Below are 24042 nucleotides of genomic sequence, written 5' to 3'. Positions count from 1 at the left end.
GGTTCATGTCTCACGAAAAACCCCGCGTCGATGATGCCACCGGCACCAGGCTGGTTGGCCATGAATGGGATGGCATCGAGGAACTGGACACGCCGCTGCCGCGCTGGTGGGTCTATATCTTCGCCGGCACCGTGGTGTTCGCCGCCGGCTATGTCGTCGCCTATCCGGCCCTGCCCGATGTTGCCGGCCTCACCGGCTGGTCCAGCCTTGGCCAGCTTGACGCCGCGCTGAAGGCCGAGGCGGCCGAGCGGGCGCCGCTGCTCAAGGCCATCGCCGCCACGCCGGTTGAAAATCTTGCGGCCAATCCGCAGCTGATGCGCTCTGCCATCGAAGGCGGCGGCGCGGCCTTCAGGGTGAATTGCGTGCAATGCCATGGCTCTGGCGCCGCGGGCTCCAAGGGCTATCCCAATCTGAAGGACGATGATTGGCTGTGGGGTGGCGACATCAAGTCGATCCACTTCACCATCACCAACGGCGTGCGCAACCCCGACGTGGATGAAACCCGTTTCAGCCAGATGCCGGCCTTTGGCGACATGTTGTCAAAGGGCCAGATCCAGCAGCTGGTGACACATGTTCGCGCCATTTCCGGCCAGGGCAAGCCCAGCATAGCCGGTGCCCAACTGTTCGCCGAGAACTGTGCCAGCTGTCATGGCGACAATGGCAAGGGCAACCGCGAGATGGGCGCGCCCAATCTCACCGATGGCATCTGGCTCTATGGCGGCGATCGCGCCACCCTGACCCAGACGATCAGCAAGGCCAGGTTCGGTGTCATGCCGCACTGGGCCGGCCGGCTCGATCCGGTCACCATCAAGATGCTGGCCGCCTATGTCCATTCGCTGGGCGGTGGCGAGGCCCTGCCGACCCCACAGACTGCAACTGCCAATCCCCCCGCGGCAGCGGCCGAAACCGCCGCTGCCGAAACTGGCAAAACCAATGTCCGCACTTGATCTCATCAATCCGACGAGCGACCTCTACAAGAAGCGCGCGCCGGTCTTTCCCCGTGTGGTGAACGGCCGGTTCCGCCGCCTGAAATGGGCGGTGATGGCCCAGTGTCTGGCGGTCTATTACGTCACGCCCTGGCTGCGCTGGGATCGCGGCGCCCACGCCCCCGATCAGGCCGTGCTGATCGATCTGGCCGGCCGCCGCTTCTTCATGTTCGACATCGAAATCTGGCCGCAGGAATTCTACTATGTCGCCGGCCTGCTGATCATGGCCGGCATTGGCCTGTTCCTCGTCACGTCCGCCGTGGGCCGGGCCTGGTGCGGCTATGCCTGCCCGCAAACCGTGTGGACTGATCTGTTCCAACATATCGAACGCTGGATCGATGGGGACCGCAACGCCCAGCTGAAGCTGAACGCCGCGCCATGGAGTGCCGCCAAGCTCGGCCGCCGGCTGACGAAATGGAGCCTGTGGCTGGCCATCGCGGCCGCCACCGGCGGGGCCTGGATCTTCTATTTTGCCGATGCCCCCACGCTGGCCCGCCAGTTCATGGCCGGCGACGCGCCCTTCGTTGCCTATGCCACGGTCGCCGTGCTCAGCTTCATGACCTTCACGCTGGGCGGCTTCATGCGGGAACAGGTGTGCATATACATGTGCCCGTGGCCGCGCATCCAGACCGCCATGCTGGATGAGAAATCGCTGATCGTCACCTATCGCGACTGGCGCGGCGAACCGCGCACCCAAGGCTTGAAGAAGGCCGCCACCATGGCGCCCGGCAACGCCGGTGACTGCATCGATTGCAACGCCTGCGTCTCGGTCTGCCCCACCGGCATCGATATCCGCAACGGGCCGCAGCTGGGCTGCATCAACTGCGCGCTGTGCATCGATGCCTGCGACGAGGTGATGGCCAAGCTCAACCGTCCCCGCGGCCTGATCGATTATCTGAACCTGGATGACCAGAAGAAGGAATTGGCCGGCGGCACCGCCACCCCGGTGCTGAAGACGCTGCTGCGCCCGCGCACCCTCATCTATTTCGCCGTCTGGGCCAGCATCGGTGTCGCCATGCTGTTCACACTTGGCGGCCGCACCCGGCTGGCCATCGATGCCGCCCAGGATCGCAACCCCATCGTGATCACCATGTCCGACGGCACGGTGCGCAACGGTTGGACCATCAAGCTCAGGAACATGGAAAGCCGCCCGCGCCGCATCGAACTGGCGATGACCGGCCTGCCGCAGGGGCGGCTGTGGACCGATGCGATGGACAAGCGCGATGCCGCCCGCAGCACCCGCATCAGTGTCGCCGCCGATGCCACCACCAAGCTGCACATCTATGTCGCCGCGCCGGCCGGATCGGCGGGGGAAACCGGATTTGCCCTGGTTGCCCGCCCACTGGAACCTGCCCAGGCCGGAGAACCAGCGCAAAACGCCGCCCGCAACCTGAAATTCGTCCGCCAATAGGGAGAATGGCGTCATGAATATCACCCAGACCCGTTTCACAGGCCGCCACATGGTCACCGTGATGGTCGGCTTCTTCGGCATCGTGGTGGCGGTGAACATCCACATGGCGCGGCTGGCCAGCGGCACCTTTGGCGGCACCGTGGTTGAAAACTCCTATGTCGCCAGCCAGAAATTCAACCGCTGGCTGGCCGATGCCCGCGCGCAGGACCAATTGGGCTGGGCCACCCCTGTCAGCCTCGATGCCGGCCGCCATGTGGTCGTGACGGTGCCCGGCACCGGTTTCACCGTCAGTGGCAGCGCCCATCACCCGCTTGGCCGAGCGCCCGACATCGCGTTGGCCTTCCGCAGTGATGCCGGCGACCGTCTGGTTGCCACCACGGCGCTGCCGGCCGGCCGCTGGCAGGTGCGGCTCACCATCCGCCATGGTGCCAATCAGAAACGCGTTGCCGAGGTGCTGGCATGAACCGGCCGCTCGGCGCCAACCTCGCCGGCCAAGCCCTGGCCAGCAGCCGCTTTGCCGTGCCCGGCATGCGCTGCGCCGGCTGCATCGCCAAGCTGGAAAGCGGCCTTGCTGCCGTGCCTGGCGTGGCCGCGGCCCGGGTCAATTTCACTGCCAAGCAGGTCAGCCTCTCCCACGATCCGGCGCTGGCCACCCCGGCGCTGGTCAAGGCCTTTGCCGATCTCGGCTTTGATGCCAGCCCGATCGGTGACGCGCTGGCCGGGCCCGACAGTGAGGCGCGCAGCCTGGTCAAGGCGCTGGCCGTCGCCGGCTTTGCCGCCATGAACATCATGCTGCTCTCCGTCTCGGTCTGGTCGGGCGCCGGCGGCATCACGCGCGACCTGTTCCACTGGCTGTCCGCCCTCATCGCCCTGCCCACCGTTGCCTATGCTGGCCAGCCCTTCTTCCGCTCGGCGGCACGGGCGCTGAAGGCCGGCCACACAAACATGGATGTGCCGATCTCCATCGGCGTCACCCTGGCCACCGCCCTGTCGCTGTTTGAAACCATCACCCACGGCCACCACGCCTATTTCGACAGCGCGGTGATGCTGCTGTTTTTCCTGCTGGCCGGGCGCTGGCTGGATGCGGTGATGCGTGACCGGGCCCGCGATGGCGTATCGGCTCTGCTCAAGCACATGGCGTCGGGCGCGCTGATCGTTGAAGACGATGGCCGCTCGCACTGGCTCAGCGCCAGCGCCATCCGGCCGGGCATGACCATGCTGGTCGCGGCCGGCGAACGGCTGGCGGCCGATGGCGTCATCCTCGATGGCCGCAGCCATTTCGAACAGTCGCTGATCACCGGCGAAGCCATGCCCGTCGCTGTTGGCCCCGGCGGCCGGGTGTTGGCCGGCACGCTCAACACCGGCGCTGCCGTCACCGTCGCCGTCACTGCGGCCGGCCCGGATACCGGCATCGCTGATATCGCTAGGCTGATGCAGGATGCAGCGCAGGGCCGCTCCCGCTATGTCCGCATCGCCGATCGCGCCGCCCGGCTCTATGCACCGGCCGTCCACACGCTGGCCGCGCTCAGCTTCATTGGCTGGATGCTGGCCGGCGCCGGCTGGCACCAGGCGTTGTTGATCGCGGTGGCAGTGCTGATCATTACTTGCCCCTGCGCGTTGGGCCTGGCCGTGCCTGCCGCGCAGATCGTCGCCAGCGGCGCGCTGATGCGGGTGGGCGTGCTGGTCAAGGATGGCAGCGCGCTGGAACGGTTGGCGGAAGCCGATGTGGCGGTGTTCGACAAGACCGGCACGCTCACCATTGGCCAGCCCGAACCGCTGGACCTCCACATGCTGCCGGCCGAAGCCGCCGGCATCGCGCTGGCCCTGGCCCAGTGCAGCCGCCACCCGCTGTCCGAAGCGCTGCGCCGGGCGCTGACCGCCAATGGCGTCGTGCCGGCGCGGGTGACGTTGATCAGCGAAACCCCAGGCGAAGGCCTCACCGGCCAATGGCAGGGCCAGATCGTCCGCCTTGGCCGCCCGGCCAGCGCAAGCGCCGATATCGCTGCCGCGCTGCAGATCGGCAGCACCCCCGAACGCCTGATCCGCTTTGCCGATCCGCTGCGCCCGGCAGCGGCTGCCACGCTGGCAAGCCTGGCCGGGCTGGGCCTGCCCGCCCGCATCCTGTCGGGCGACCGGGCGGCCCCGGTTGCCGCCGTTGGCGCCGTGCTCGGCATCCCGGCCGAAGGCGGGCTCGATCCCGCCGGCAAGCTGGCGCGCATCAAGGCACTGGCCGGCGAAGGCCGCCGCGTGCTGATGGTGGGCGATGGTCTCAACGACGGCCCGGCGCTGGCCGCCGGCCATGTTTCGATGGCGCCAGGATCGGCCGCCGATGCCAGCCAGAATGCCGCCGATGCGGTGTTTCTGGGCACCAGCCTGGCCCCGGTTGCCACGGCCGTGCAGGTTGCGCGCACGACACAGGCGATTGTGCGCCAGAATTTCGCGCTGGCCATCGCCTATAATGTCGTCGCCGTGCCGCTGGCCATCTTCGGCCTTGTTACCCCCCTGATTGCCGCACTGGCCATGTCGGGCAGCTCGGTGATCGTGATTGCCAATGCCCTCAGGCTGAAAGGCGCCGCAAAATGAACGGGATACTCTTTCTTATCCCCATCGCGCTCGGTCTTGGCCTCCTGGGCCTGTTCGCCTTCTTCTGGGCGGTGGGCCGCGGCCAGTTCGACGATCTTGACGGCGCCGCACTGCGCATCCTCATCGATGAGGAAGGCCCAGCCGATGCGCCCTGAAACCCTGCGAAATGAACCACTTGCCTATTTGCCAGCGCTGATTGCGCTGGCGCTGGCCGCGTTGAGCCTGCCCGCCCGCGCCAACACCCAATTGCTGTCTCTGTGCAGCGGCACCACCCTGCCCGCCAGCCCAGCCAAAGGCGGCAAGTCCGATTGCGACAGCCCCTGCCACATCGGCTGCCAGCGTCAGAAACGCTCAGGCCGGCTCGGCTGAAGACGATCCCGCCAATTCCGCCATACGGGCCGTAAACGCGATCTTCAGCGCATCGGAAAGGCTGTTCACCCCCAGTTTCGACATCAGATTGGCGCGGTGAATCTCCACCGTGCGTGGGCTGATGCCCAGATCATAGGCAATGACCTTGTTGGATTGGCCTTCCACCAGCCCGTTCAGTACATCGCGTTCGCGCGGGGTCAGTCCGTTCAGCTGGGCTCGGGCCTGATCAGCCAGGCGCTCCAGCTCGGCCCGGCCCTGATTGCGCGCCAGCGCCTGATCAATGGCGGCAACGACCGCTGTCTTTTCAAAGGGTTTTTCCAGGAAATCCACCGCGCCGGCCTTCATCGCCCGCACAGCAAGGCCCACATCGCCGTGGCCGGTGATGATGATCACCGGCAGCATGATGCCGCGATCCTTCAGGGCCTGCTGCACCGCGAGCCCGTCCAGCCCGCCCAGGCGCACATCCAGCAGCACACAGCCCGGCGCCAGTTGCCCGGCCGCCTTCAGAAAGGCTTCGCCGCTTTCAAACTGCTCCACCTCATAGCCCGAGGTCTTCAGCATGAACCCCAGGGATCGCCGCACCGGCGCCTCATCATCCACCAGATAGACTTGCCTGTCAGACATCCCCCGGCTCCTCAGCCAATGGCAGCGTGAAATGGAAAGCGGTGCCGCCATATTCCGATGGTTCGGCCCAAATGCGGCCGCCATGCGCCTCCACGATGGTGCGGCTGATCGAAAGGCCCAGCCCCATCCCCTTTTCCTTCGACGTGTTGAACGGCTGGAACAACACGGCAGCAATTTCGGGTGACAGGCCGGGGCCGCTGTCGGCCACGATCACCTCCACCATGTCGCGGCCAGACCGGCGGCTGCGGATGTCCAACATGTGACGCCGGCTTTGCTGCATGGCCTCCACCGCGTTGCGGATCAGGTTCAGCAGCACCTGCTGGATCTGGATCCGGTCCACCAGCACCAGATCGGCAGACGTGTCGAGCCGCAGGTTGAAATCCAGCCCGGTCGTGCCTGTGCCAGTCAGCGCCAAGGCCGAGGCTTCGGTTACCAAGCGGCGCAGCCGCTCCACCCGCTTTTCACTGTCACCCCGGCTGATGAATTCGCGCAGGCGTCGGACAATCTGCCCGGCGCGCAACGCCTGTACACTGGCTTCGGCCAGGGCCTCACGCACCATCTCGATATGGTCGGCGGCCGGGGTGCCGTCATCGCCCAGCAGGCTGCGCGCACCCTCGGCATAGCTGATGATGGCGGTGAGCGGCTGGTTCAGTTCATGCGCGAGCGCACTGGCCAGGCTGCCCATCGCCGAAACCCGGCTGATATGGGACAATTCGGTCTGCAAATCGTTCAGCCGCCGCTCGGCCCGCTGCACCTCGGTCAGATCGCGGATGAAGCCGGTGAACAGCCGGCCATGTTCGGTCACAGCCTCGCCGATTGCCAGCTCGATGGGAAAGGTGCTGCCGTCGCGGCGGCGCGCGTTGGTCACCCGGCCGATGCCGATGATGTGCGCCTCGCCGGTGTCCATATAATGCTGCATATAATCGTCGTGCCGGTCCCTGTCCGGGTTCGGCATCAGGATCTTCACATTCTGGCCGATCGCCTCATCATCGGCATAGCCGAACATCCGCGCCGCCGTTTCGGAAAACAGCAGGATGGTGCCCTGTTCATCAATCACGATCAGGGCATCAGGCACCGTCGCCAGGATTGTGCGCTGCAGCGCATCCCCCTGGTCCAAAAGCGGATTTCGCCGCTTCGTCTGGCTATCGGCAAACGGGCACACGCTCAGGATAGTGACGGAATATGGCGCAATTTCAACGCCTGATTTGCATCAATGCGCCATCAACATCGGCAGGCCGGCCGATGCGATCAACTCCTTGGTCACCCCGCCCAGCACGGTTTCGCGCAAGCGGCTGTGACCATAGGCGCCCATCACCAGATAATGGACCGAAAGCTCGGCCGCGGCATGCTGCAACGCCACCGAGATCCGTCGCCCCTTGGCCGGCCATTCGTGGAGGTCCACCGCAATTCCGTGGCGGGTCAGCCAGGTTCGCGCCTCCTGCGCCGAAATGCCCGGCGCATCGTCGCTCACCTCCACCAGGTGCACGGCGCTGGCCCGGCGCAGCAGCGGCAGGCCCAGCCGCATGGCGTGCGCGGCTTCGGCCGATCCGTTCCACGCAATCATCGCCGGTCCGGCCAGATCCAGCCCCTCACAACCTTGCGGAACCATAAGCACGGGGCACGGCACATGGATCACCAGGTCACCCACGATCGCCATCGGCTGCCGCCGCGTGCGCCGCACCGTCTGGCCCGGTTGCGATACGATCACCACATCGGCCAGCAACGAGCGGTCGATCAGATTTTCCACCACATTGCCGTCAAAACTGTGCCAGTCCCAACTCACATCGGCGGCCTGCAACTGCGCCTCGGTCGCCAGGCGCAGCGCCTTGTCCTGATCGTGGATCGTGTCGATCAGCGCGGCCATGCCCAGCATGCCGCCATAGGGGTCGCTGGCATAGGCCTCGACCGGCGTCACCTGAACACAGGCGATATGGCTGCCCATCTGCCGCGCCAAATCCACCGCCAGCGCCAGCCGGGTCGGCAGATCATCATCGTCGTGGATATGAAGCAACAGATTCTTCATCGAAACACGTCCCGTCAGCCCATCCCCTATCGCCTATTCCGCCCCCACAAATCTGTACGCATCAATACGGAACCGGCTTTGCGGCAGCGGCCGTTCAGGAGGGCTTTCCCAGCCCAGCGCAAAGGCGTATCGGGCGGCCATGAGCGAGACCCTCACCCTGCGCCGCCCCGATGATTGGCATGTTCACCTGCGCGATGGCGCCATGCTGGCCGCCGTGGCCGATGCCACCGCCCGCCAGTTCGCCCGTGCCATCGTGATGCCCAATCTCAAGCCGCCGGTTACCACCGCCGCGGCGGCCGCCGCCTATCGGGATCGCATCCGCGCCGCCGTGTCGCCGGGCATCCGCTTCGAACCGCTGATGACCTGCTATCTTGTCGATCACATCGATCCTGACGAACTGGTGCGCGGCCATGGCGAGGGCATCTTCACCGCCGCCAAGCTCTACCCCGCACATGCCACCACCAACAGCGCCCATGGGGTCACCGATGTCCGCCACATCTATCCGGCGCTCGAAGCCATGCAGCACATCGGCATGCCGCTGCTGATCCACGGCGAAGTCACTGATCACAATGTCGACATCTTTGACCGCGAAGCCGTGTTCATCGATCGCATCCTGAAAGGGGTGGTCGCCGATTTCCCGGCGCTAAAGATCGTGTTCGAACATATCACCACCAAGGATGCGGTTGATTTCGTTGCCGCATCCGGCCCACTGATGGCCGCCACCATCACGCCGCACCATCTCGCCATCAACCGCAACGCCATGTTCGAAGGCGGCATCCGCCCGCATTTCTATTGCCTGCCGGTGGCCAAGCGCGAGCTGCATCGCCAGGCCCTGCGCGCCGCCGCCACCAGCGGCAATCCCAAATTCTTCCTCGGCACCGACAGCGCGCCGCACGGCGTGGAGGCCAAGGAAAGCGACTGCGGTTGTGCCGGCATCTACAACGCGCCCTTCGCCATCGAATCCTATGCCAAGACCTTCGAGGAGGAAGGTGCGCTCGACCGGCTGGAGGGTTTTGCCAGCGAGTTTGGCCCGCGCTTCTATGGCCTGCCGCTGAACCCGGAGTTCATCACGCTGCAACGGGTGCCCACCCCGGTGCCGGCCCGGCTGGCTGCCGCTGACACCGAGATCGTGCCCTTCCATGCCGGTGAAACGCTCGGCTGGCGCTTTGTTGGCTGATCATCCCTATCAGGGGCAACGGGTCGCGCTGGCCACCCAGCACGGCAAGGAGCGTGCGCTGGCACCGCCGCTGGCACGGCGGCTTGGCCTGATCGTCGAACCAGTCGCCATCGACACCGATCAGTTCGGCACCTTCACCGGCAGCATCGCCCGCACCGGCACCCCGGCACAGGCGGCGCTGGCCAAGGCGCGGGCCGGCATGGCGGCGGCTGGTCTGCCGATGGGCCTGGCCAGCGAGGGCAGCTTCGGCCCGCACCCCTGGTTGCCCTTTGGTGCCGGCGGTGTCGAAACCCTTGCCTTCATCGATCAGGCCCGCGGGCTGGAGCTCAGCCTTTCGGCAGTCTCGCGCCGCACCAACTTCGCCCATCACGTCATCAGCGCCGGCGAAGACATTGCCCCCTTCCTCGCCCGCATCGGCTTTCCATCCCACGCGCTGGTGGTGCGCGGCCCTGATGGCACCATGCTCGCCACCGGCGTGCAGGACATGGCCGCCCTTTCCGCCCTCGCCTGGCCCGGCAACCGGCTGGAAACCGACATGCGGGCCCATCTGAACCCCACCCGCATGGCCGCCATCCGCAGCCTTGCCGGCCGACTGGCGGCGCGGCTTGCCACCCCCTGCTCCGCCTGCGGCTGCCCCGGCTGGGGCCAGGTGGACGTGATGCGCGGCCTGCCCTGCTCCACCTGCAACCAGCCCACGCAGGCCATCTTCGCCATGATCGATGGCTGTTCTGCCTGTGGCCACCAGGAAAGCCGCCCGCGCCCTGATGGCGTGACGGCGGCCAGCCCGGCCAGCTGCGACTGGTGCAACCCCTGATCTGGCCAATTCCAGAGTGACTTTTTCCACTTTTTCCGCATCTGCCCCTGTTTGACCGATGCAACCGACTCTGAAGCCGGCACCGCCATGCCAAACGGCGGACAGCTTGTCCGATGATGACAGATTGCAGGTGTGTAGGACAGCGGCAGGCCAAGGATGGTGGTTGGCAAGATTGCCTCCAAATGGGGCACGTGCCAAACAGATGGGGATGGATGATCAGCCGACCTTCACTGTGATCACGTGTCTCAAGCGCCATCCCTGGGGGACCAAATGCCGCCTGCGTCTTGATGCCGATATCGAGCGGCAGGATCTGCGCTGGGGCCACGACATGCTGGGCGGCCCGATGATCATTGACCGCTCGTTCAAGCAGCCGGCTGGGTGGGAAGTGGAGACCACCCTGCTCCTTCGCGGCCTGAAGCCTGGCGACAAGGTGCCGTTCGACACTGTGCTCAGCGCCCTGCGTGCCGCGGCCGAGCAACGATGATCGGGCAGAAGCGATTCAGCCAAGACCCATCTGCCGGCCGGCCAGATCGAGCATGATCTCTTCCGAACCGCCGCCAATGGCGTTCACCCGCACCTCGCGATAGATGCGCTCCACCTTGGAGCCGGTGATGTAGCCGGCGCCGCCCAGCACCTGGGCGGCCTCGCGCACCACATGTTCCAGCATGCGGGTGGCCTGCACCTTCAGCATGGCATAATCGGCGGGCACGCCCTTGCCCTGCATATGCTGATGCGCGCACAGGTCCACCCAGGCCTGGGTGGCGCCGATCTGGCGGGCGCAGTCGGCCAGCTTGATGCGGATCGACTGGTGGGCGCCCAGCCGCTTGCCGAAGGTTTCGCGGGTCTGGGCCCAGTCCATCGCTTCTTTCAGGGCCACGCGCGCCATCGCGCAACAGCCGTGCGCCATGCCCAATCGCTCGCTGTTGAAATTGCGCATGATGCCGATGAAGCCGCCATTTTCCGGCCCGATCAGATTTTCGGGCGGCACCTCGACATTGTCGAAATAGACGGCCGCCGTGTCGGAACAGCGCCAGCCCATCTTGTCCAGCCGCGTGCGGCCCACCCCCGGCCGGTCGGTTTCGATCAGCATCAGCGAAATGCCGGCCATGCCCGGCCCGCCGGTGCGCACTGCCACCGTCATGTAGTCGGCGCGCATGCCGCTGGTGATGAACATCTTCTGCCCGTTCACCACATATTTGTTGCCGACGCGTTCGGCCCGCGTCTTCAGCTGCGCCACGTCCGATCCGCCCGAAGGTTCGGTGATGGCCAGGCTGATGATCTTGTCCCCCGACAGCACTTCGGGCGCAATCCGCCGCTTCATTTCCTCGCTGCCAAGCGCCAGGATCGGCGGCAGGCCGATGCCGTGGGTCATCAGGCTGGCGCCCAGCCCGCCGGCCCCGGCCGCGGCCAGCTCCTCCGACTGGGTTAGCCCATGGAACACGTTGAAGCCTTCCGAATGGCCGCCATATTCCTCGGGATAATTCAGGCCCAATATGCCGGCCGCCGCCGCCTTTTTGTGCAGTTCGCGCGGCAGTTCGCCATCTTCTTCCCACTGGTCGATGTGGGGCAGCACCTCGGCCGCCATGAACTTGCGCACGCTTTGCGCCACCGCCTCGTGGGTTTCGTCATAAAAGGGCGAGCGCGCGCGCCATTCATCAAAACTGATGGTCATACCGGGTCCTCACTGTTCAGCCGAATGTGCCCTTGCTAGCGTTGCGGCACAGCCTTTGGAAAACGACAGGACGCCCATGAAAATCGCCCTTCTCGCCGCTGCTCTGCTGGCCTCCACCGCCGCGCTGGCCGCCAGCCCGGTGGAACCCGCCGATCTTTACCGCATCAGCATGACCGACAATGTCGAGGTCAGCCCGGATGGGGCCCATGTGCTGTTCACGCGGATGCAGTTCGACATCCAGACCGACCGGCGCGTGACCGAATGGTGGCTGGCCAAGGTTGAGAAGACCGGGCTGGACAAAAGGCTGCTGATCCCCGGCCAGGTGGGGGCCGGGGGCGCGGTGTGGGCGCCGGATGGCAAGCGCATCGCCTATGTTGCGCCTTATCTGGGCAAGCCGCAGATCTGGGTGATGGATGTGGCCGAGGGCATCGGCCGGCCGATCACCAGCGGCGCTCTGGCGGCGCGCAGCCTGGCCTGGAGCCCGGATGGCGCGCGCATCGCCTTTACCGGCCGGGTGGACGCCGCCAGCGCCAAGGTGCCCGGCATGCCGGAAAAGCCGGCCGGTGCCAGCTGGGCACCCGATCCGCGGGTGATCACCGCCTCGCAATATCGCACCAACGAGGCCGGCTATCTGAAGGCCGGTGCCGATCATCTGTTCGTGGTTCCGGCAACAGGCGGCAGCCCGACCCAGTTGACCAAGGGCGAGGCGGATCAGATCAGCGGCCAGGCCAAGTGGGCACCCGACGGCCAGAGCCTGATTTACAGTGCCGACAGCCGGCCGGCCGCCGAACGCCGGGGCTTTGATGGCGTCGATGTCTATCGCCTCAGCGCCAATGGCGGCACCCCGGAACGGCTGACGGCGATTGCCGGCGTGGAAGCCAATGCCAGCCTGTCCCCCGATGGGCAGTGGCTGGCGTGGATCGGCCAGCCGAAGACGAGCAAATTCTACAGCCAGCCCGGCTTGTGGGTGAAGCGGCTGGCCGGCGGCGAAGCGGTGCCCGTGACCGCCAGCCTTGACCGGCCGGTGAGTGATTTTTCTTGGGCGAAGGACGGCAAGTCGCTGATGATTGCCTATGGCGATGTTGGCCTGACGCGGGTGGCCACGATCCCGGTGACGGGTGGACCGGCCAAGATCATCGTGCCGGCCATTGGCGGCACGCGTCTCTACCTGCCGTCCTCGGGCGGGGACTGGAGTGAAGGCAGCGACGTGCACGCCTTCACCACGGTGGAGGCAGACCGCCCGGCCGGGTTGGGCGTGATGAAGGCCGGCAAATTGATCGGCAAGATCGATTTCAACACCGCCTGGCGGGCCGACAAGCAGATCGGCGCCATGGAAAGGCTGACTTGGAAAGCACCCGATGGCCTGACCATCGAAGGCTGGATCCAGTATCCGCCCAATTTCGATCCGGCGAAGAAATACCCGGTCGCGCTGGAAATCCACGGCGGGCCCAATGGCGATTATGGCCCCTATTTCTCGATCACCCACCAGCTTTATGCGGCGGCTGGCTATGTCGTGCTGTGGTCCAACCCGCGCGGGTCCACCGGTTATGGCGAGAAGTTCGCCAATGGCATCAGCCCCGAATATGGTGGCGAGTATCCCGGGCCGGACCATGATGATCTGATGGCCGGCGTGGACGAGGTGCTGAAGCGGCCGTGGGCCGATGCCCGCAACCAGTTCATCGGCGGCGGTTCGGGCGGCGGTGTGCTCACCACCTTCGCCATCGGCAAGACCGACCGGTTCAATGCCGCCGCGGCGCTGCGCCCGGTGACGGACTGGACCATCCAGGGGCTGACCAGCGACCTGACCGCGCTCACCATGTCAAACTGGGTGGTGGGCAATCCGTGGGACAATCGCGAGCTTTATTGGCGGCGATCGACCTTCAGCCTGGTGGGCAATGTGAAGACCCCCACCATCCTGATCACAGGTGAAGCCGATTACCGCACGCCCATCGCCCAGACCGAGGCCTATTATCAGGCCCTGCTGACGCGCGGCGTGCCGGCGATGATGGTGCGCCTGCCCGAAGCCAATCACGGCATGGGGCGGCCCAGCCAGTGGCTGCAATCCAATCTGGCCGTGATCGACTGGTACAATCGTTTCCTGAAGAAGTGAGGCGCCCATGAAACTCGCCCTGTTCGCCCTGCTGCTGGCCAGTGCCGCCCCGGCCATCGCCGATGAAGTGCTGTGGGATCGCCATGGCGTGCCCCACATCATCGCCGACAGCGAGGCCGGCGCCTTCAAGGGCTTTGGCTGGGCGCAGGCAGCGAGCCACGGCAATATCCTGCTCAGGATGTATGGCGAGAGCCGGGCGCGGGCGGCGGAATATTGGGGGCCGGACCATGCCGCGCTTGACCGCTATCTGATCGCCCATGATGTGCCGGAACGCAGCATCGCCTGGTACAAGGCGCAGACACCGCAGATGCGCGCCAATCTTGATGCGTTCGCCGCCGGCATCAACGCCTATCTTGCGGCCCATCCGGATCATGTGCCGGCCGAATTGAAGCGCGTGCTGCCGATCACCGGGGTGGACGTGATGGCCCACGCCCATCGGCTGATGCAGTTTCTTTATGTGGCGCCGATGGGGCGGATGCTCTCCCCGCCGTCAAGGCCCGGCCCGACCGGCCTTGGCGATGATGGCGGCTCCAACGGCTGGGCGGTGGCGCCCCGGCGCACGGTGGAGGGCGCGGCGATGCTGCTGGCCAATCCGCACCTGCCGTGGGCGCCCTCCCCGCTTACCTATTACGAGGCGCAGATCACGGCGCCGGGCTACACGGTCTATGGCGCCACCCAGGTCGGCCTGCCGGTGCTGCGCTTTGCCTTCAACAACGAGCTGGGCTTCACCAACACGGTCAACAACATGCTGGGGGCCACCCGCTATGCGTTGGTGGTCGATGGCGATGGTTATCGTCTGGATGGCAAGCGGCTGGCCTATCGCATGGTGAAGAAGGCGATGCTGATCCGCCAGCCCGATGGCAGTTTGAAGCGCGAAACCTGGGCGCAGCGGCACAGTGCTCACGGCCCGGTGTTCGAGGTGGAGGGCAAGCCGGTGGCGGTGCGCGTCGCGGGGCTGGACCGGCCCGGCGTGCTGCAGGCCTATCTCGACATGGGCAACGCCAAGGATTTCAATGGCTTTGAAAGCGCCTTGAAGCGGTTGCAGATCCCCAGCTTCAACATCGTCTATGCCGACCGGGCCGGCCATGTCTTCCATATTTCCAACGGCATATTGCCCCGCCACAAGACGGGCGGCAGCCATGAGTATTGGTCTGGCCTGGTGCCCGGCGATCGCAGCGAGCTGATCTCGACCGAGATCGAGCCCTATGAAAGCCTGCCCAAGGCGCTCGATCCGCCCGGCGGCTTTGTGCAGAACGCCAATGACGTGCCCTGGGTGAACACCGTGCCGCGCGTGTTGAAGCCGGCGGATTTCGCGGCGCATGTGGCGGCGACCGAGCCGATGAGCCTGCGCGCCCAAATGTCGGCCCGGCTGCTGATGGGCGATGACCGATTGAGCTTTGCCGAATTCCAGCGCCGCAAGCTGACGACCACCAGCCTGATGGCCGAGCGGCTGAAAGGCCCATTGCTCGCCGCCAGCGCCGGCAGCGCCGATCCCGATGTCCGCGCCGCGCGTGACCTGCTGGCCGGGTGGGACAATCGCTTCGAGGCGGACAGTCGCGCCGCCATATTGTTCGAGGAATGGGCGCGGCGCTTTGCCGGGCCCGGCCTGTCGGACGAAGGCAATTACATCAAGCCATGGACGCTCGATGATCCGCTGAACACCCCGTCCGGCATCCGCGACGATGCCCAGGCGACCGCCATGCTCGCCGCCGCGGCGCAGGCGGTGAAGGCGCGCCATGGCCGCATCGATCCGCGCTATGGCGATGTCTCGCGCTTTGTCGCAGGGGAGGCCCTCTCGGTGCCCGGCCATGGTGGTGCCGGGCCGCTGGGCCTGTTCCGCACCATCAGCTGGGGGCCCTGGAAAGACGGCACGCGCGTGCCGGTGGCGGGCGAAACCTGGGTGAATTTGATCCAGTTCTCGACGCCGATGAAGGCGATTGCCACCATGAGCTATGGCAACAGCAGCCAGCCCGGCACCCCCCACCGCAGCGACCAACTGGAGGCCATGGGCGAGAAGCGCTTCCGGCAATTGTGGCTGACGCGGGACGAGGTGGAGCGGAACCTGGAGCGGCGGGACGTGTATTGAGCGCCGGGTTCAATCCCCGACCAGCATGACCTGCACCTCGGCCAGCCCGTCGCGCAATTTCTTCACCTCGGCATATTCGGGCGAATTCCAGAAGGCCAGCGCGGCTGCGCGGTCGGGCCATTCGGAGACGACGACCGAGGCGCCGTCCATGCCGTCCCCTTCCAGGCGGACGGCGCCCGGGGCGCGGATGACGTAGCGGCCGCCGAATTGCGCAACCAATTTGGCGGCGGCGGGGCCATAGCCGGTGATGAACTTCTCCCGGTCGTGGATGCGGGCGGTGATCACCAGCCAGGCGGTCATTTGGCGGCTCCTGCGATGTTGGTCAGCTCAGGCGGCGGGGCGAACTGGCGGTCGGGGATGGGTTGGCCGACGACAAAGCGTTGCCAGTGCACCGTGTTTTGGCGCACGCCGTTGTAGAACAGCGTCACCTCGCGCGCCTGCAGCCAGCGCGGGTTCCTGCCCACCACGAAATCATCATAGACCCGCTCGTGCCAGCCGCGCGGCGTGGCAAAGCCCATGTAGCGGATGAAATGGTGCCGGGCGTCGATGCCGAACAGGGTGGCGACGCCGGCCGGATCGATCACCCGCACCATCTTCAGCGCGTGGCCGCCAATGTCGCGATCGGGCGCACGTTCCAGCGTGAAGCCCTGTTTCAGCGCCTGGCGGATGATGCCGAAGCCGAAATTCTCCGCCCAATATCGGTCGGCCTCGGCCTTGGGCACGATCCCCTTGTCATTCCAGGTGGTGGCGCCGTCAAACCCCACCTCGAACAGCAACTTGCCGTTGATCTTTGCGGTGATCCGCACCTTGCCATCGGCGGCATGGGCGGCGGTGCGGCCCGCATCCATCGCCCGCCACATGCGATAATCATCAACATGGCGCACCGGGCCGGCAACGGTGGGGCTGTAGAAATCGGCGCTGCCTTCCAGCACCAGGGTTTCCGGGTTCAGCCAGCGTTCGCCGCCGGCCACCGCCACCGCGCGTTCGATGATGGCGCGCGGGGTTTCGGCTTCCACCGTGGCTGCAGCCATCAAAAGCATGATCGAAAGCATCATCACCTCCCGCATTTCGACTATGGATTTGTCCGGACAAATTGGCAATACTCGGGCGCATGCTTGCCCTGCTCCTCGCTGCCGCCCTCGCCCCTGGGGTCTATACCAACGAGGATGACCATTATTTCGCGCGGGAACGGAATGATCCGGCGATCCCGGCCTGGACGGGGGTGGAGGTGGCCGCCGATGGCCGCTGGCGCCGGATCGACTGGCACGGCAAGGCGCTGACTGATTGGGCCGCCGGCGACCCGCCCGGCCTTGCCCAGGGCGATGGCCGCATCAGCCTGCACAGCGCCAGCGGGCAAGCCACCGTGGTGAAGAAGGGCGAGACCTTCACCTGCTGGATTTCCACCCTCAAGACCGCGAAAAAGCCCGACGGCAAGGATGATTGGACGTTTGCTGCCAATCTGGTCACCCACGATGCTGGTGGCCGGGTGGTGAGCGCGGTGGACAGCGCCCCGGCGGTGGAGCTGCGGCTGCGCAACGTGGTGTGGCCGCCGCCCAGCCAGAACCGGCCGTCGCTGGTGCTTTATGTCCACACGCCGGATCAACCCAACCGGGCCGTCAGCTACAGCTGGGCCGATCCCGCCGCGAAACTGATCGGCATCAACCTGCGCTGGGTGCAGGGCAGCTGCACGCGGGGGGCACGATGAAGGCGACCCGGGCCATCGTCCGCCAGACCGGCGGGCCGGAGGTGATCACATGGGAGGAGGAAGTGCTGCCGCCGCCCGGGCCCGGCGCGGTCATGGTGCAGCACCGCAGCATCGGCATCAATTTCATCGACACTTATTATCGGCGTGGCATCTATCCCATGCCCCTGCCCGGCGGCCTGGGGCTGGAAGCAGCCGGCGTGGTCGTGGCGGTGGGGCCGGGCGTGACCCAGTGGCGCGAAGGCGACCGGGTGGTGAGCTTTGGCCCCGAACGCGGCGCCTATGCCAGCCACCGCAATATTGCGGCCGCCAGCCTGTTTGCCCTGCCCGACGCGATTGACGACGACACTGCGGCGGCCGGCTTCCTGAAGGCGGCCACGGCGGAATTCCTGGTCGAACGCTGCGCCCGGGTGGAGGCCGGCTGGCCGGTGCTGGTGCATGCGGCGGCCGGCGGTGTTGGCCTGATCCTGGTGCAATGGCTGAAATCGGTGGGCGCGATCGTGATCGGCACGGTTTCGAGCGCAGCCAAGGCCGAAGCGGCTCGGGGCGCGGGCTGTGACCATGTCATCAACTATGCCGAAACCGAGGTGGCGCCGGCAGTGCGGGCATTGACCAATGGCGCCGGCGTGCGGGTGACCTATGACGGCGTTGGCCGCTCCACCTGGGCGGCCAGCCTTGATGCCACCGGCCGGCGCGGCCTGATCGTCAATTATGGCAATGCCGATGCGGCGGTGGGGCCGGTGGAACTGGCCGTGCTGGCGCAAAAGGGCAGCCTGGTGAACACCCGGCCGACCCTGTTTGATTATTACACCACGCCAGAGGAGCGCGCCGCCGGGGCCGCCCGCGTGTGGGACATGATCGCGTCGCGGCAGATCGCCATCAGCATCGGCCAGCGCTGGCGGCTGGGCGAAGCGGCGGCGGCCCATGTCGCGCTGGAAGGCCGGGCCACCACCGGTTCCAGCCTGCTCATCCCCTGAACGGAGCGCCTGTCGTGAAAACTGCCCTGATCACCCCAACCCTGCTCGCTGCGGCCCTGATCGCTGCGGCCCCCGTTGTGGCCGGCCCGGCGGAAGACGCGCTGCGCGGCCATGGAGACCGCTGGAACGCCGCCTACAGCGCTGGTGACTGGACAGCGCTCCGGGCGCTTTATGCCGATGACGCCTGGCTGATGACCGACAAGGCCCCGGCCGCCAAGGGGGCAGACGCGATCATTGCCTATCTCAGGCGCTTCAAGGATCGCGGCGCCACCGTGACCTTCCGCTTCGAGCCCGAGGATGTGCAGGCGAAAAAGCCCTTTGGCTTCGTGATCGCCCGCTATTGGATGACGGCGCAGCTGCCCGGGGGCGCCCCGCCGATCCGAACGGCCGGCCGGTCCATCCTCATCTACAAATGGCAGAAGGGTGACTGGAAGCTGTGGCGCGACATGGACAACACGACGCCGGATGTGACGCCGTGACCAACGGCAATTGTTAAGTTGACAAAGTTGACACAATTGCCGGGAATGAGGATTGAAAACGCGGTAATTCCCGGCCCAAGTTTACACGTTGGGGGTGCCAGTATTTTACAATTGAGACAGAGCGGTAATTGCCGACTATGACAGATTGCCGCTCTGTAGGACAGGCTTATTCCGGCGGCTGATGCAGCCAGGCGGCGTGCTTGGGGGCCTTCTTGGTCTGGCGCCATTCCGCCAGCATCAGCGGGGCGACCGTCTTCAGCTCGGCATATTGCTGCGCCGTGCCGATGTTGCAGGCCAGCTCCAGCCTATGGCCGTTGGGATCGAAGAAATAGATCGACTTGAAGATGCCGTGCCAGGTCGGGCCCAGCACATCGATCCCCTGCTCTTCGAGATGCACCTTGGCGGCGAGCAGTTCGGCTTCGTTTTCAACCTCAAAGGCCAGATGCTGCACCCAGGCCGGGGTGTTAGGGTCCTTGCCCATTTCCGGCTGGTTCGGCAGTTCGAAGAACGCCAGCACGTTGCCACCGCCGCAATCGAGGAAGACGTGCATATAGGGATCATAGGCGCCGGTGGAGGGCACATGATCCTCGGCAAAGGCGGTGGTGTAGGTCATGCCCAGCACCCGTTCATACCAGGCCACGGTTTCGGCTGCGTCGCGGCAGCGATAGGCGACGTGGTGGATGCGCTTGAGGGTCGGAACCGTCATTGCGCCGGCTCCACCGCCAGCACGCCGCGGGCGATCTGGTCACGCTCGATGCTTTCGAACAGCGCCTTGAAATTGCCTTCGCCAAAGCCTTCGTCGCCCTTGCGCTGGATGAATTCGAAGAACACCGGGCCGACCACGGTTTCCGAAAAAATCTGCAGCAACAGGCGCCTAGACCCCTGATCCTGGCCGTTGGTCGTGCCATCGAGCAGGATGCCGCGCGCCATCAGATCGGCCACCGGCTCACCATGGCCGGGCAGGCGTTCGTCGAGCATCGCGTAATAGGTGGCGGGCGGCGGCGTCATGAAGTTGACGCCGAGCGCGCGCAGCCGATCCCACACGGCCACCAGATCATCGCAGGCAAAGGCGATGTGCTGGATGCCCTCGCCATTATAGGCGCGCAGGAATTCGTCGATCTGGCCATTGCCGCCCTTGGCTTCCTCGTTCAGCGGGATGCGGATCTTGCCGTCGGGCGCGGTCATCGCCTTGCTGGTGAGGCCGGTATATTCGCCCTTGATGTCGAAGAAGCGGATCTCGCGGAAATTGGCGATGCGCTCGTAAAAGGCCGCCCAGTGCGCCATGCGGCCGCCATAGACATTGTGGGTGAGGTGATCGATGATCTTGAGGCCCGCCCCAACCGGGTTGCGGTCAACGCCCGGTTCATACACGAAATCAATGTCATAGATCGAAAGCTCCGGGCCATAGCGATCGATGAGATAGATGATCGAACCGCCGATGCCGCGAAAACCGGGCAGGCGCAGTTCCATCGGCCCGGTGCGGCTTTCGACCGGCTCGGCGCCGCGTTCCAAAGCCTCGGCATAGGCGGCGCGCGCATCCTTCACCCGCCAGGCCATGCCGCAGGCGGATGGCCCATGTTCGGCGGCGAAATACCAGGCCGGGCTGTGTTTTTCATAATTGGCAATGAGGTTGATGCCGCCTTGCCGCCACAGCTGCACATCCTTGGAACGGTGGCGGGCGACAAGGGTGAAGCCCATGGCAGCGAACACCGGTTCCAGCACGCCCTTTTCCGGCGCGCAGAATTCGATGAATTCAAAGCCATCAAGGCCCAGCGGATTGTCAAACAGATCGGCCATCATCAAAACCCCGGTTGCCGGCAATGGCCGAATGATAACGCGAAATCGTGGCAAGGGGCATGCAATCTGTGCCCGCTTTGGCCCAGACGGTGCACGCTTTTCGCGCGCTGGTGGCGGTTTGCCCAATATCCGTGCCCAAATTCGTGCCCAATGCTTCGGGGCTGGGTTTTGGCCGGCAAAGCCGCTAGGCTGGCGGCCATGCGAGGGGTTGCAGGGTGAACCAACAGACGGGCCAGACGGACGGCGGCGGCACGGCGCCCAGCCTGTTTGTCAGCCATGCCAGTGCCGATGCGGATGCGGCGCGGCGGCTGGTGGCGGCGCTGCAGACCAGCGGCTGCGACGTGTGGTGGGATGGCATGCTGCACGGGGGCGAGGCGTTTCAATCCAGCATCGAGGCGGCGCTGCACCGGGTGGATGCTGTGGTCGTGCTGTGGAGCGCGGCGGCAAACGACAGCCATTGGGTGCGCGACGAAGCCGCCGTGGGGCGCGACCGCGGCCGGCTGGTGCCTTTGAGCCTGGATGGCGGCCTGCCGCCGCTGGGTTTCCGGCAATTGCATGTGATCGATCTGAGCGGCTGGAGCGGCAAGGCCGATGCCGCCCCCTTCCCACAGGTGCTGGCCGCTGTGGCTGCTGTCAGCGGGCGCGCGCCGCAACCGGCCATGGCGAAGAAGGTCGCCGGCGCCGGCGCCAGACGCGGCGTGGACCGGCGCTGGCTGCTGGGCGGGGCAGCGGGGCTGGTCGCGGCGGCGGCGGGTGGCTGGGCCCTGCTGCGGCCACAGCCGGCGCAGGCGCAGGGCAGCATTGCGGTGCTGCCGTTCCGCAACCTGTCGGGTGTGGCCAGCGATGATTATTTCGCCGAAGGCCTGGCCGAGGAATTGCGCACCACCCTGGCGCTGAACCGCCAGCTGCTGGTGTCGGGCGCGGCATCGGCCGGTGGGTTCAGGCAAAGTGATGCCGATCCGCGCCAGATTGCCAAGGCGCTGGGCGTGTCCAGCCTGTTGATGGGCACGGTGCGGCCGGCGGCGGGGCGGGTGCGCATTTCGGCGCGGCTGGTGGATGGCAGCAGCGGCCTTGAACGCTGGAGCCAGAGTTTTGACCGCAGCCTGGCCGATGTGCTGGCGGTGCAGGCGGAAATTGCCACCACGGTCGCAGACGCGCTGATTACCAGCCTGGCCCGCGATGATGGCTGGCAGGCGCGGCGGCCGGGCGCCACGCGCAGCAGCGCCGCCTTTGATCATTATCTGAAGGGCCAAGCGCTGTATCAATCGGCGGCCAGCGATGCCAGCGACCGGGCCGCCCTGGCCGAATATGATGCCGCCATTGCCGCCGATCGCCGCTATGGCGCGGCCCATGCCGCCCGGTCACGCTGCCTGGTGACGATTGCCAACAACAGCAATGATGGTGCCAGGGCCGCCACGCTGCGGGCGCAGGCGCTGGTCTCGGCACGGCAGGCCATCGCGCTGGCGCCCGACATGGCGGAGGGCCATGCCGCGCTGGGCTATCTGCTGTCGAGCCAGCTTGATCTGGCCGCCGCGCGCGATCCCTATCGCCGGGCGCTGGAATTGGGGCTGGGCAATGCCCCGATCCTGGCCGGCTGCGCCGAATTTCTGGGCCAGATGGGCGATTTCGCCACCGCCCGCACTGCTGTGGCGCGGGCCACGCTGCTCGATCCGCTCAACCCGCGGGTGTTCCGCAGCAAGGGCGTGATCGAATATGGCGCCCGCGCCTGGGCCGAGGCGGCTTCGGCCTTTGGCGCGGCGCTGCGGCTGCAGCCGGATATGGACACGGTGCACAGCCTGATGGGCGACATGGCGCTGGCGCAGGGCGATCTGGCGGGCGCACGGCGGCATTACAGCGCCGAACAGGGGCCGGTGAGCCGGCTGCGCAGCCTGGCGATCATCGATGGCCGCACAGCGGGTCGGGCCGCCGGCGAAGTGCATCTGGCGCGGCTGACGGCGGAATTTGGCGAGGCGGTGGCCTTTCAGCGGGCCGAGGTGCTGGCGCAATGGGGTGACCGGGCCGGCGCACTGGCCAGCCTGGAAGCGGCGTTGCAGCAGCGTGATTCCGGCCTGATCCTGGCCGCCCATGATCCGATGCTCGATCCGGTGCGCGCCGATCCGCGCTTCCAGGCCGTGCTGCGCCAGATCGGGGCGCCGCAGGCGGTTGGACAGGTCTGACGCTTTGCCGCATGCTCACCGCAGCCCGTCGGGGGACGGGCTGATTCGATGACTTCACCCGCCCCATGGGTCCGGCCCATGGCGCTGGCGCAAATTGGGGAATGACCATGTCGAACAAACTGCTGCTTGCTGGCGCTGCGCTGGCTGCTCTCACCCTTGCTGGCTGCAACAAGAAGGAAGAGGCCCCGGCCGAAGCCCCGGCGGCTGAAGCCCCGGCCGCTGAGGCGGCGCCGGCGGCCGATGCCATGGCCCCGGCCGCTGACGCCATGGCCCCGGCGGCAGACGCTGCCGCCGCGCCGGCTGCTGACGCCGCTGCCGCCCCGGCCGCCGCTGCCCCGGCAGCCGGCGACGACCGCACCAACCCGGTGAGCCGCGGCGGCCGCCAATAAGGCCTGCAACATGAGGAAGGCGGCGGCTGCCCGTGCGGCCGCCGCCTTTTTCATGCGCAGTCGTTGCGCTGCAGCGCCCCCTGCCCTACGGCCCGTGCATGCTTGACGCCTATGACCTGAAGATCCTGGCCGTGTGGCAACAGCGCGGCGACATCGGCCCGGTGGAGATGAGCGATGCCATTGCGCTTTCGGCCTCGCAATGTTCGCGCCGCATGGCGGCGTTGAAGCGCGACGGCCATGTGCGCGGCTTTCATGCCCGGCTGAACCCGGCGTCGCTGGGCATCGGCCTGATGGCCTATGTGCTGATCACCATGAAAAGCCATGCGCCCGAGGCCGCCGACGCCTTTCGCAGCCGCATCCTGGCGCTGGACGAGGTGCTGGAATGCCAGAAGCTGACCGGGGAGGCGGACATCATCCTGAAGGTTGCCACCCGCGATCTGGCCAGCTTCAACCAGCTGCTGAGCCACCGCATCCTGGCCGCGCCGGAGGTGGCAACGGCGCGATCGTCCATCATCCTGGATGAGGTGAAGAGCACGACGGCGCTGCCGATCGGGTGAGGATATTCCTCGCCCAGCTGCGGAACATGCCCGCAGGGCGGATGGGATAGCCCGGCATGGTCGTGGCCGGCCCCTTGCGCCTCGCGGTGCTCGGCACCTCCCCCAGAGG

The 24042-nt window shown here is 66.4% G+C and carries 25 protein-coding genes; 17 read left to right on the top strand and 8 right to left on the bottom strand.

The genetic code is table 11. The features are described from left to right. Window positions 1-5 precede the first annotated feature (5 nt). The 6 genes from ccoP to AC6BOR_RS15095 are packed head-to-tail and all read left to right on the top strand — an operon-like array spanning window position 6 to window position 5349. Window positions 6-947: a cytochrome-c oxidase, cbb3-type subunit III gene (gene ccoP / locus AC6BOR_RS15120; RefSeq protein WP_498059180.1), complete on the top strand. Its 942-nt coding sequence runs from the start codon at window positions 6-8 to the stop codon at window positions 945-947. Next, window positions 934-2397 carry a cytochrome c oxidase accessory protein CcoG gene (gene ccoG / locus AC6BOR_RS15115; protein ID WP_498059179.1) on the top strand — a complete coding sequence of 488 codons (1464 nt, stop codon included), beginning with the start codon at window positions 934-936 and terminating at the stop codon, window positions 2395-2397. The genes ccoP and ccoG overlap by 14 nt, the downstream gene beginning before the upstream one ends. A gap of 13 nt (window positions 2398-2410) precedes the next feature. Beyond that, complete coding sequence (locus tag AC6BOR_RS15110; RefSeq protein WP_498059178.1) at window positions 2411-2860, top strand: FixH family protein; 450 nt, start codon at window positions 2411-2413, stop codon at window positions 2858-2860. Next, the gene (locus AC6BOR_RS15105; RefSeq protein ID WP_498059177.1) at window positions 2857-4980 is read left to right on the top strand and encodes a heavy metal translocating P-type ATPase; all 2124 of its coding nucleotides are present in this window, start codon (window positions 2857-2859) and stop codon (window positions 4978-4980) included. Before AC6BOR_RS15110 ends, AC6BOR_RS15105 begins: the two co-directional genes overlap by 4 nt. Continuing rightward, window positions 4977-5135: a cbb3-type cytochrome oxidase assembly protein CcoS gene (gene ccoS, locus AC6BOR_RS15100; RefSeq protein WP_498059176.1), complete on the top strand. Its 159-nt coding sequence runs from the start codon at window positions 4977-4979 to the stop codon at window positions 5133-5135. The genes AC6BOR_RS15105 and ccoS overlap by 4 nt, the downstream gene beginning before the upstream one ends. Further along, window positions 5125-5349, top strand: coding sequence for a hypothetical protein (locus tag AC6BOR_RS15095; protein WP_498059175.1), 225 nt, complete (start codon window positions 5125-5127; stop codon window positions 5347-5349). Before ccoS ends, AC6BOR_RS15095 begins: the two co-directional genes overlap by 11 nt. Here the strand turns inward: AC6BOR_RS15095 and AC6BOR_RS15090 are convergent. From AC6BOR_RS15090 to AC6BOR_RS15080, 3 genes are all read right to left on the bottom strand, one after another. Further along, window positions 5332-5973 (bottom strand): response regulator transcription factor, encoded by a 642-nt coding sequence (locus AC6BOR_RS15090; protein ID WP_498059174.1) that lies wholly within the window; start codon window positions 5971-5973, stop codon window positions 5332-5334. The two genes, AC6BOR_RS15095 and AC6BOR_RS15090, sit on opposite strands and share 18 nt — an antisense overlap. Continuing rightward, window positions 5966-7090, bottom strand: a complete 1125-nt coding sequence (locus AC6BOR_RS15085; protein WP_498059173.1) for a sensor histidine kinase — start codon at window positions 7088-7090, stop codon at window positions 5966-5968. Before AC6BOR_RS15085 ends, AC6BOR_RS15090 begins: the two co-directional genes overlap by 8 nt. A gap of 93 nt (window positions 7091-7183) precedes the next feature. Then, a complete protein-coding gene (locus AC6BOR_RS15080; RefSeq protein ID WP_498059172.1) occupies window positions 7184-7996 on the bottom strand; it encodes a universal stress protein in 813 nt (270 codons plus the stop codon). A gap of 139 nt (window positions 7997-8135) precedes the next feature. On the opposite strand from AC6BOR_RS15080, the gene pyrC reads away from it, so the two are divergent. From pyrC to AC6BOR_RS15065, 3 genes are all read left to right on the top strand, one after another. Next, the gene (gene pyrC, locus AC6BOR_RS15075; RefSeq protein WP_498059171.1) at window positions 8136-9173 is read left to right on the top strand and encodes a dihydroorotase; all 1038 of its coding nucleotides are present in this window, start codon (window positions 8136-8138) and stop codon (window positions 9171-9173) included. After that, window positions 9166-9987, top strand: a complete 822-nt coding sequence (locus AC6BOR_RS15070; protein WP_498059170.1) for a DUF6671 family protein — start codon at window positions 9166-9168, stop codon at window positions 9985-9987. Before pyrC ends, AC6BOR_RS15070 begins: the two co-directional genes overlap by 8 nt. A gap of 208 nt (window positions 9988-10195) precedes the next feature. Further along, window positions 10196-10471 carry a hypothetical protein gene (locus AC6BOR_RS15065; RefSeq protein ID WP_498059169.1) on the top strand — a complete coding sequence of 92 codons (276 nt, stop codon included), beginning with the start codon at window positions 10196-10198 and terminating at the stop codon, window positions 10469-10471. A gap of 15 nt (window positions 10472-10486) precedes the next feature. Here the strand turns inward: AC6BOR_RS15065 and AC6BOR_RS15060 are convergent, their stop codons facing one another. Then, window positions 10487-11659 carry an acyl-CoA dehydrogenase family protein gene (locus AC6BOR_RS15060; RefSeq protein ID WP_498059168.1) on the bottom strand — a complete coding sequence of 391 codons (1173 nt, stop codon included), beginning with the start codon at window positions 11657-11659 and terminating at the stop codon, window positions 10487-10489. A 76-nt stretch (window positions 11660-11735) separates the two neighbouring features. Between AC6BOR_RS15060 and AC6BOR_RS15055 the strand changes: the two genes are divergently transcribed. Continuing rightward, window positions 11736-13769 carry a S9 family peptidase gene (locus tag AC6BOR_RS15055; protein ID WP_498059167.1) on the top strand — a complete coding sequence of 678 codons (2034 nt, stop codon included), beginning with the start codon at window positions 11736-11738 and terminating at the stop codon, window positions 13767-13769. A gap of 7 nt (window positions 13770-13776) precedes the next feature. Then, window positions 13777-15855: a penicillin acylase family protein gene (locus tag AC6BOR_RS15050; protein WP_498059166.1), complete on the top strand. Its 2079-nt coding sequence runs from the start codon at window positions 13777-13779 to the stop codon at window positions 15853-15855. 9 nt (window positions 15856-15864) lie between these two features. Here the strand turns inward: AC6BOR_RS15050 and AC6BOR_RS15045 are convergent, their stop codons facing one another. Both AC6BOR_RS15045 and AC6BOR_RS15040 read right to left on the bottom strand, forming a co-directional pair. Further along, a complete protein-coding gene (locus tag AC6BOR_RS15045; protein WP_498059165.1) occupies window positions 15865-16155 on the bottom strand; it encodes a DUF1330 domain-containing protein in 291 nt (96 codons plus the stop codon). After that, window positions 16152-16886, bottom strand: coding sequence for a hypothetical protein (locus tag AC6BOR_RS15040; protein ID WP_498059164.1), 735 nt, complete (start codon window positions 16884-16886; stop codon window positions 16152-16154). Before AC6BOR_RS15040 ends, AC6BOR_RS15045 begins: the two co-directional genes overlap by 4 nt. 80 nt (window positions 16887-16966) lie before the next feature. Here AC6BOR_RS15040 and AC6BOR_RS15035 point away from each other — a divergent pair, with 80 nt between their 5' ends. Genes AC6BOR_RS15035 through AC6BOR_RS15025 form a run of 3 tightly spaced genes read left to right on the top strand, consistent with a single transcriptional unit; the run spans window position 16967 to window position 19013 of the window. Next, window positions 16967-17560, top strand: coding sequence for a hypothetical protein (locus AC6BOR_RS15035; RefSeq protein ID WP_498059163.1), 594 nt, complete (start codon window positions 16967-16969; stop codon window positions 17558-17560). After that, window positions 17557-18534: a quinone oxidoreductase family protein gene (locus AC6BOR_RS15030; RefSeq protein ID WP_498059162.1), complete on the top strand. Its 978-nt coding sequence runs from the start codon at window positions 17557-17559 to the stop codon at window positions 18532-18534. Before AC6BOR_RS15035 ends, AC6BOR_RS15030 begins: the two co-directional genes overlap by 4 nt. Window positions 18535-18548: 14 nt before the next feature. Beyond that, window positions 18549-19013 (top strand): YybH family protein, encoded by a 465-nt coding sequence (locus AC6BOR_RS15025; protein ID WP_498059161.1) that lies wholly within the window; start codon window positions 18549-18551, stop codon window positions 19011-19013. A 166-nt stretch (window positions 19014-19179) separates the two neighbouring features. On the opposite strand, the gene AC6BOR_RS15020 is transcribed toward AC6BOR_RS15025, so the two are convergent. After that, entirely contained in the window at window positions 19180-19719 is a 540-nt protein-coding gene (locus AC6BOR_RS15020; RefSeq protein ID WP_498059160.1) for a VOC family protein, read from the bottom strand. After that, complete coding sequence (gene hppD / locus AC6BOR_RS15015) at window positions 19716-20810, bottom strand: 4-hydroxyphenylpyruvate dioxygenase (RefSeq protein WP_498060674.1); 1095 nt, start codon at window positions 20808-20810, stop codon at window positions 19716-19718. The genes AC6BOR_RS15020 and hppD overlap by 4 nt, the downstream gene beginning before the upstream one ends. A gap of 215 nt (window positions 20811-21025) precedes the next feature. Here hppD and AC6BOR_RS15010 point away from each other — a divergent pair, with 215 nt between their 5' ends. From AC6BOR_RS15010 to AC6BOR_RS15000, 3 genes are all read left to right on the top strand, one after another. Beyond that, window positions 21026-22987: a TIR domain-containing protein gene (locus tag AC6BOR_RS15010; protein WP_498059159.1), complete on the top strand. Its 1962-nt coding sequence runs from the start codon at window positions 21026-21028 to the stop codon at window positions 22985-22987. Window positions 22988-23094: 107 nt separating this feature from the next. Next, on the top strand, window positions 23095-23376 hold the full coding sequence (locus tag AC6BOR_RS15005; RefSeq protein ID WP_498059158.1) for a hypothetical protein: 282 nt from the start codon (window positions 23095-23097) through the stop codon (window positions 23374-23376). Between the two features lie 98 nt (window positions 23377-23474). Continuing rightward, a complete protein-coding gene (locus tag AC6BOR_RS15000) occupies window positions 23475-23933 on the top strand; it encodes an Lrp/AsnC family transcriptional regulator (RefSeq protein WP_498059157.1) in 459 nt (152 codons plus the stop codon). Window positions 23934-24042 lie beyond the last annotated feature (109 nt).

Source organism: Sandarakinorhabdus sp. FBCC-B8862 (assembly GCF_059745315.1).
Note: the sequence above shows the minus strand (reverse complement) of the source record. Positions and strands in the feature narration are given on the sequence as shown.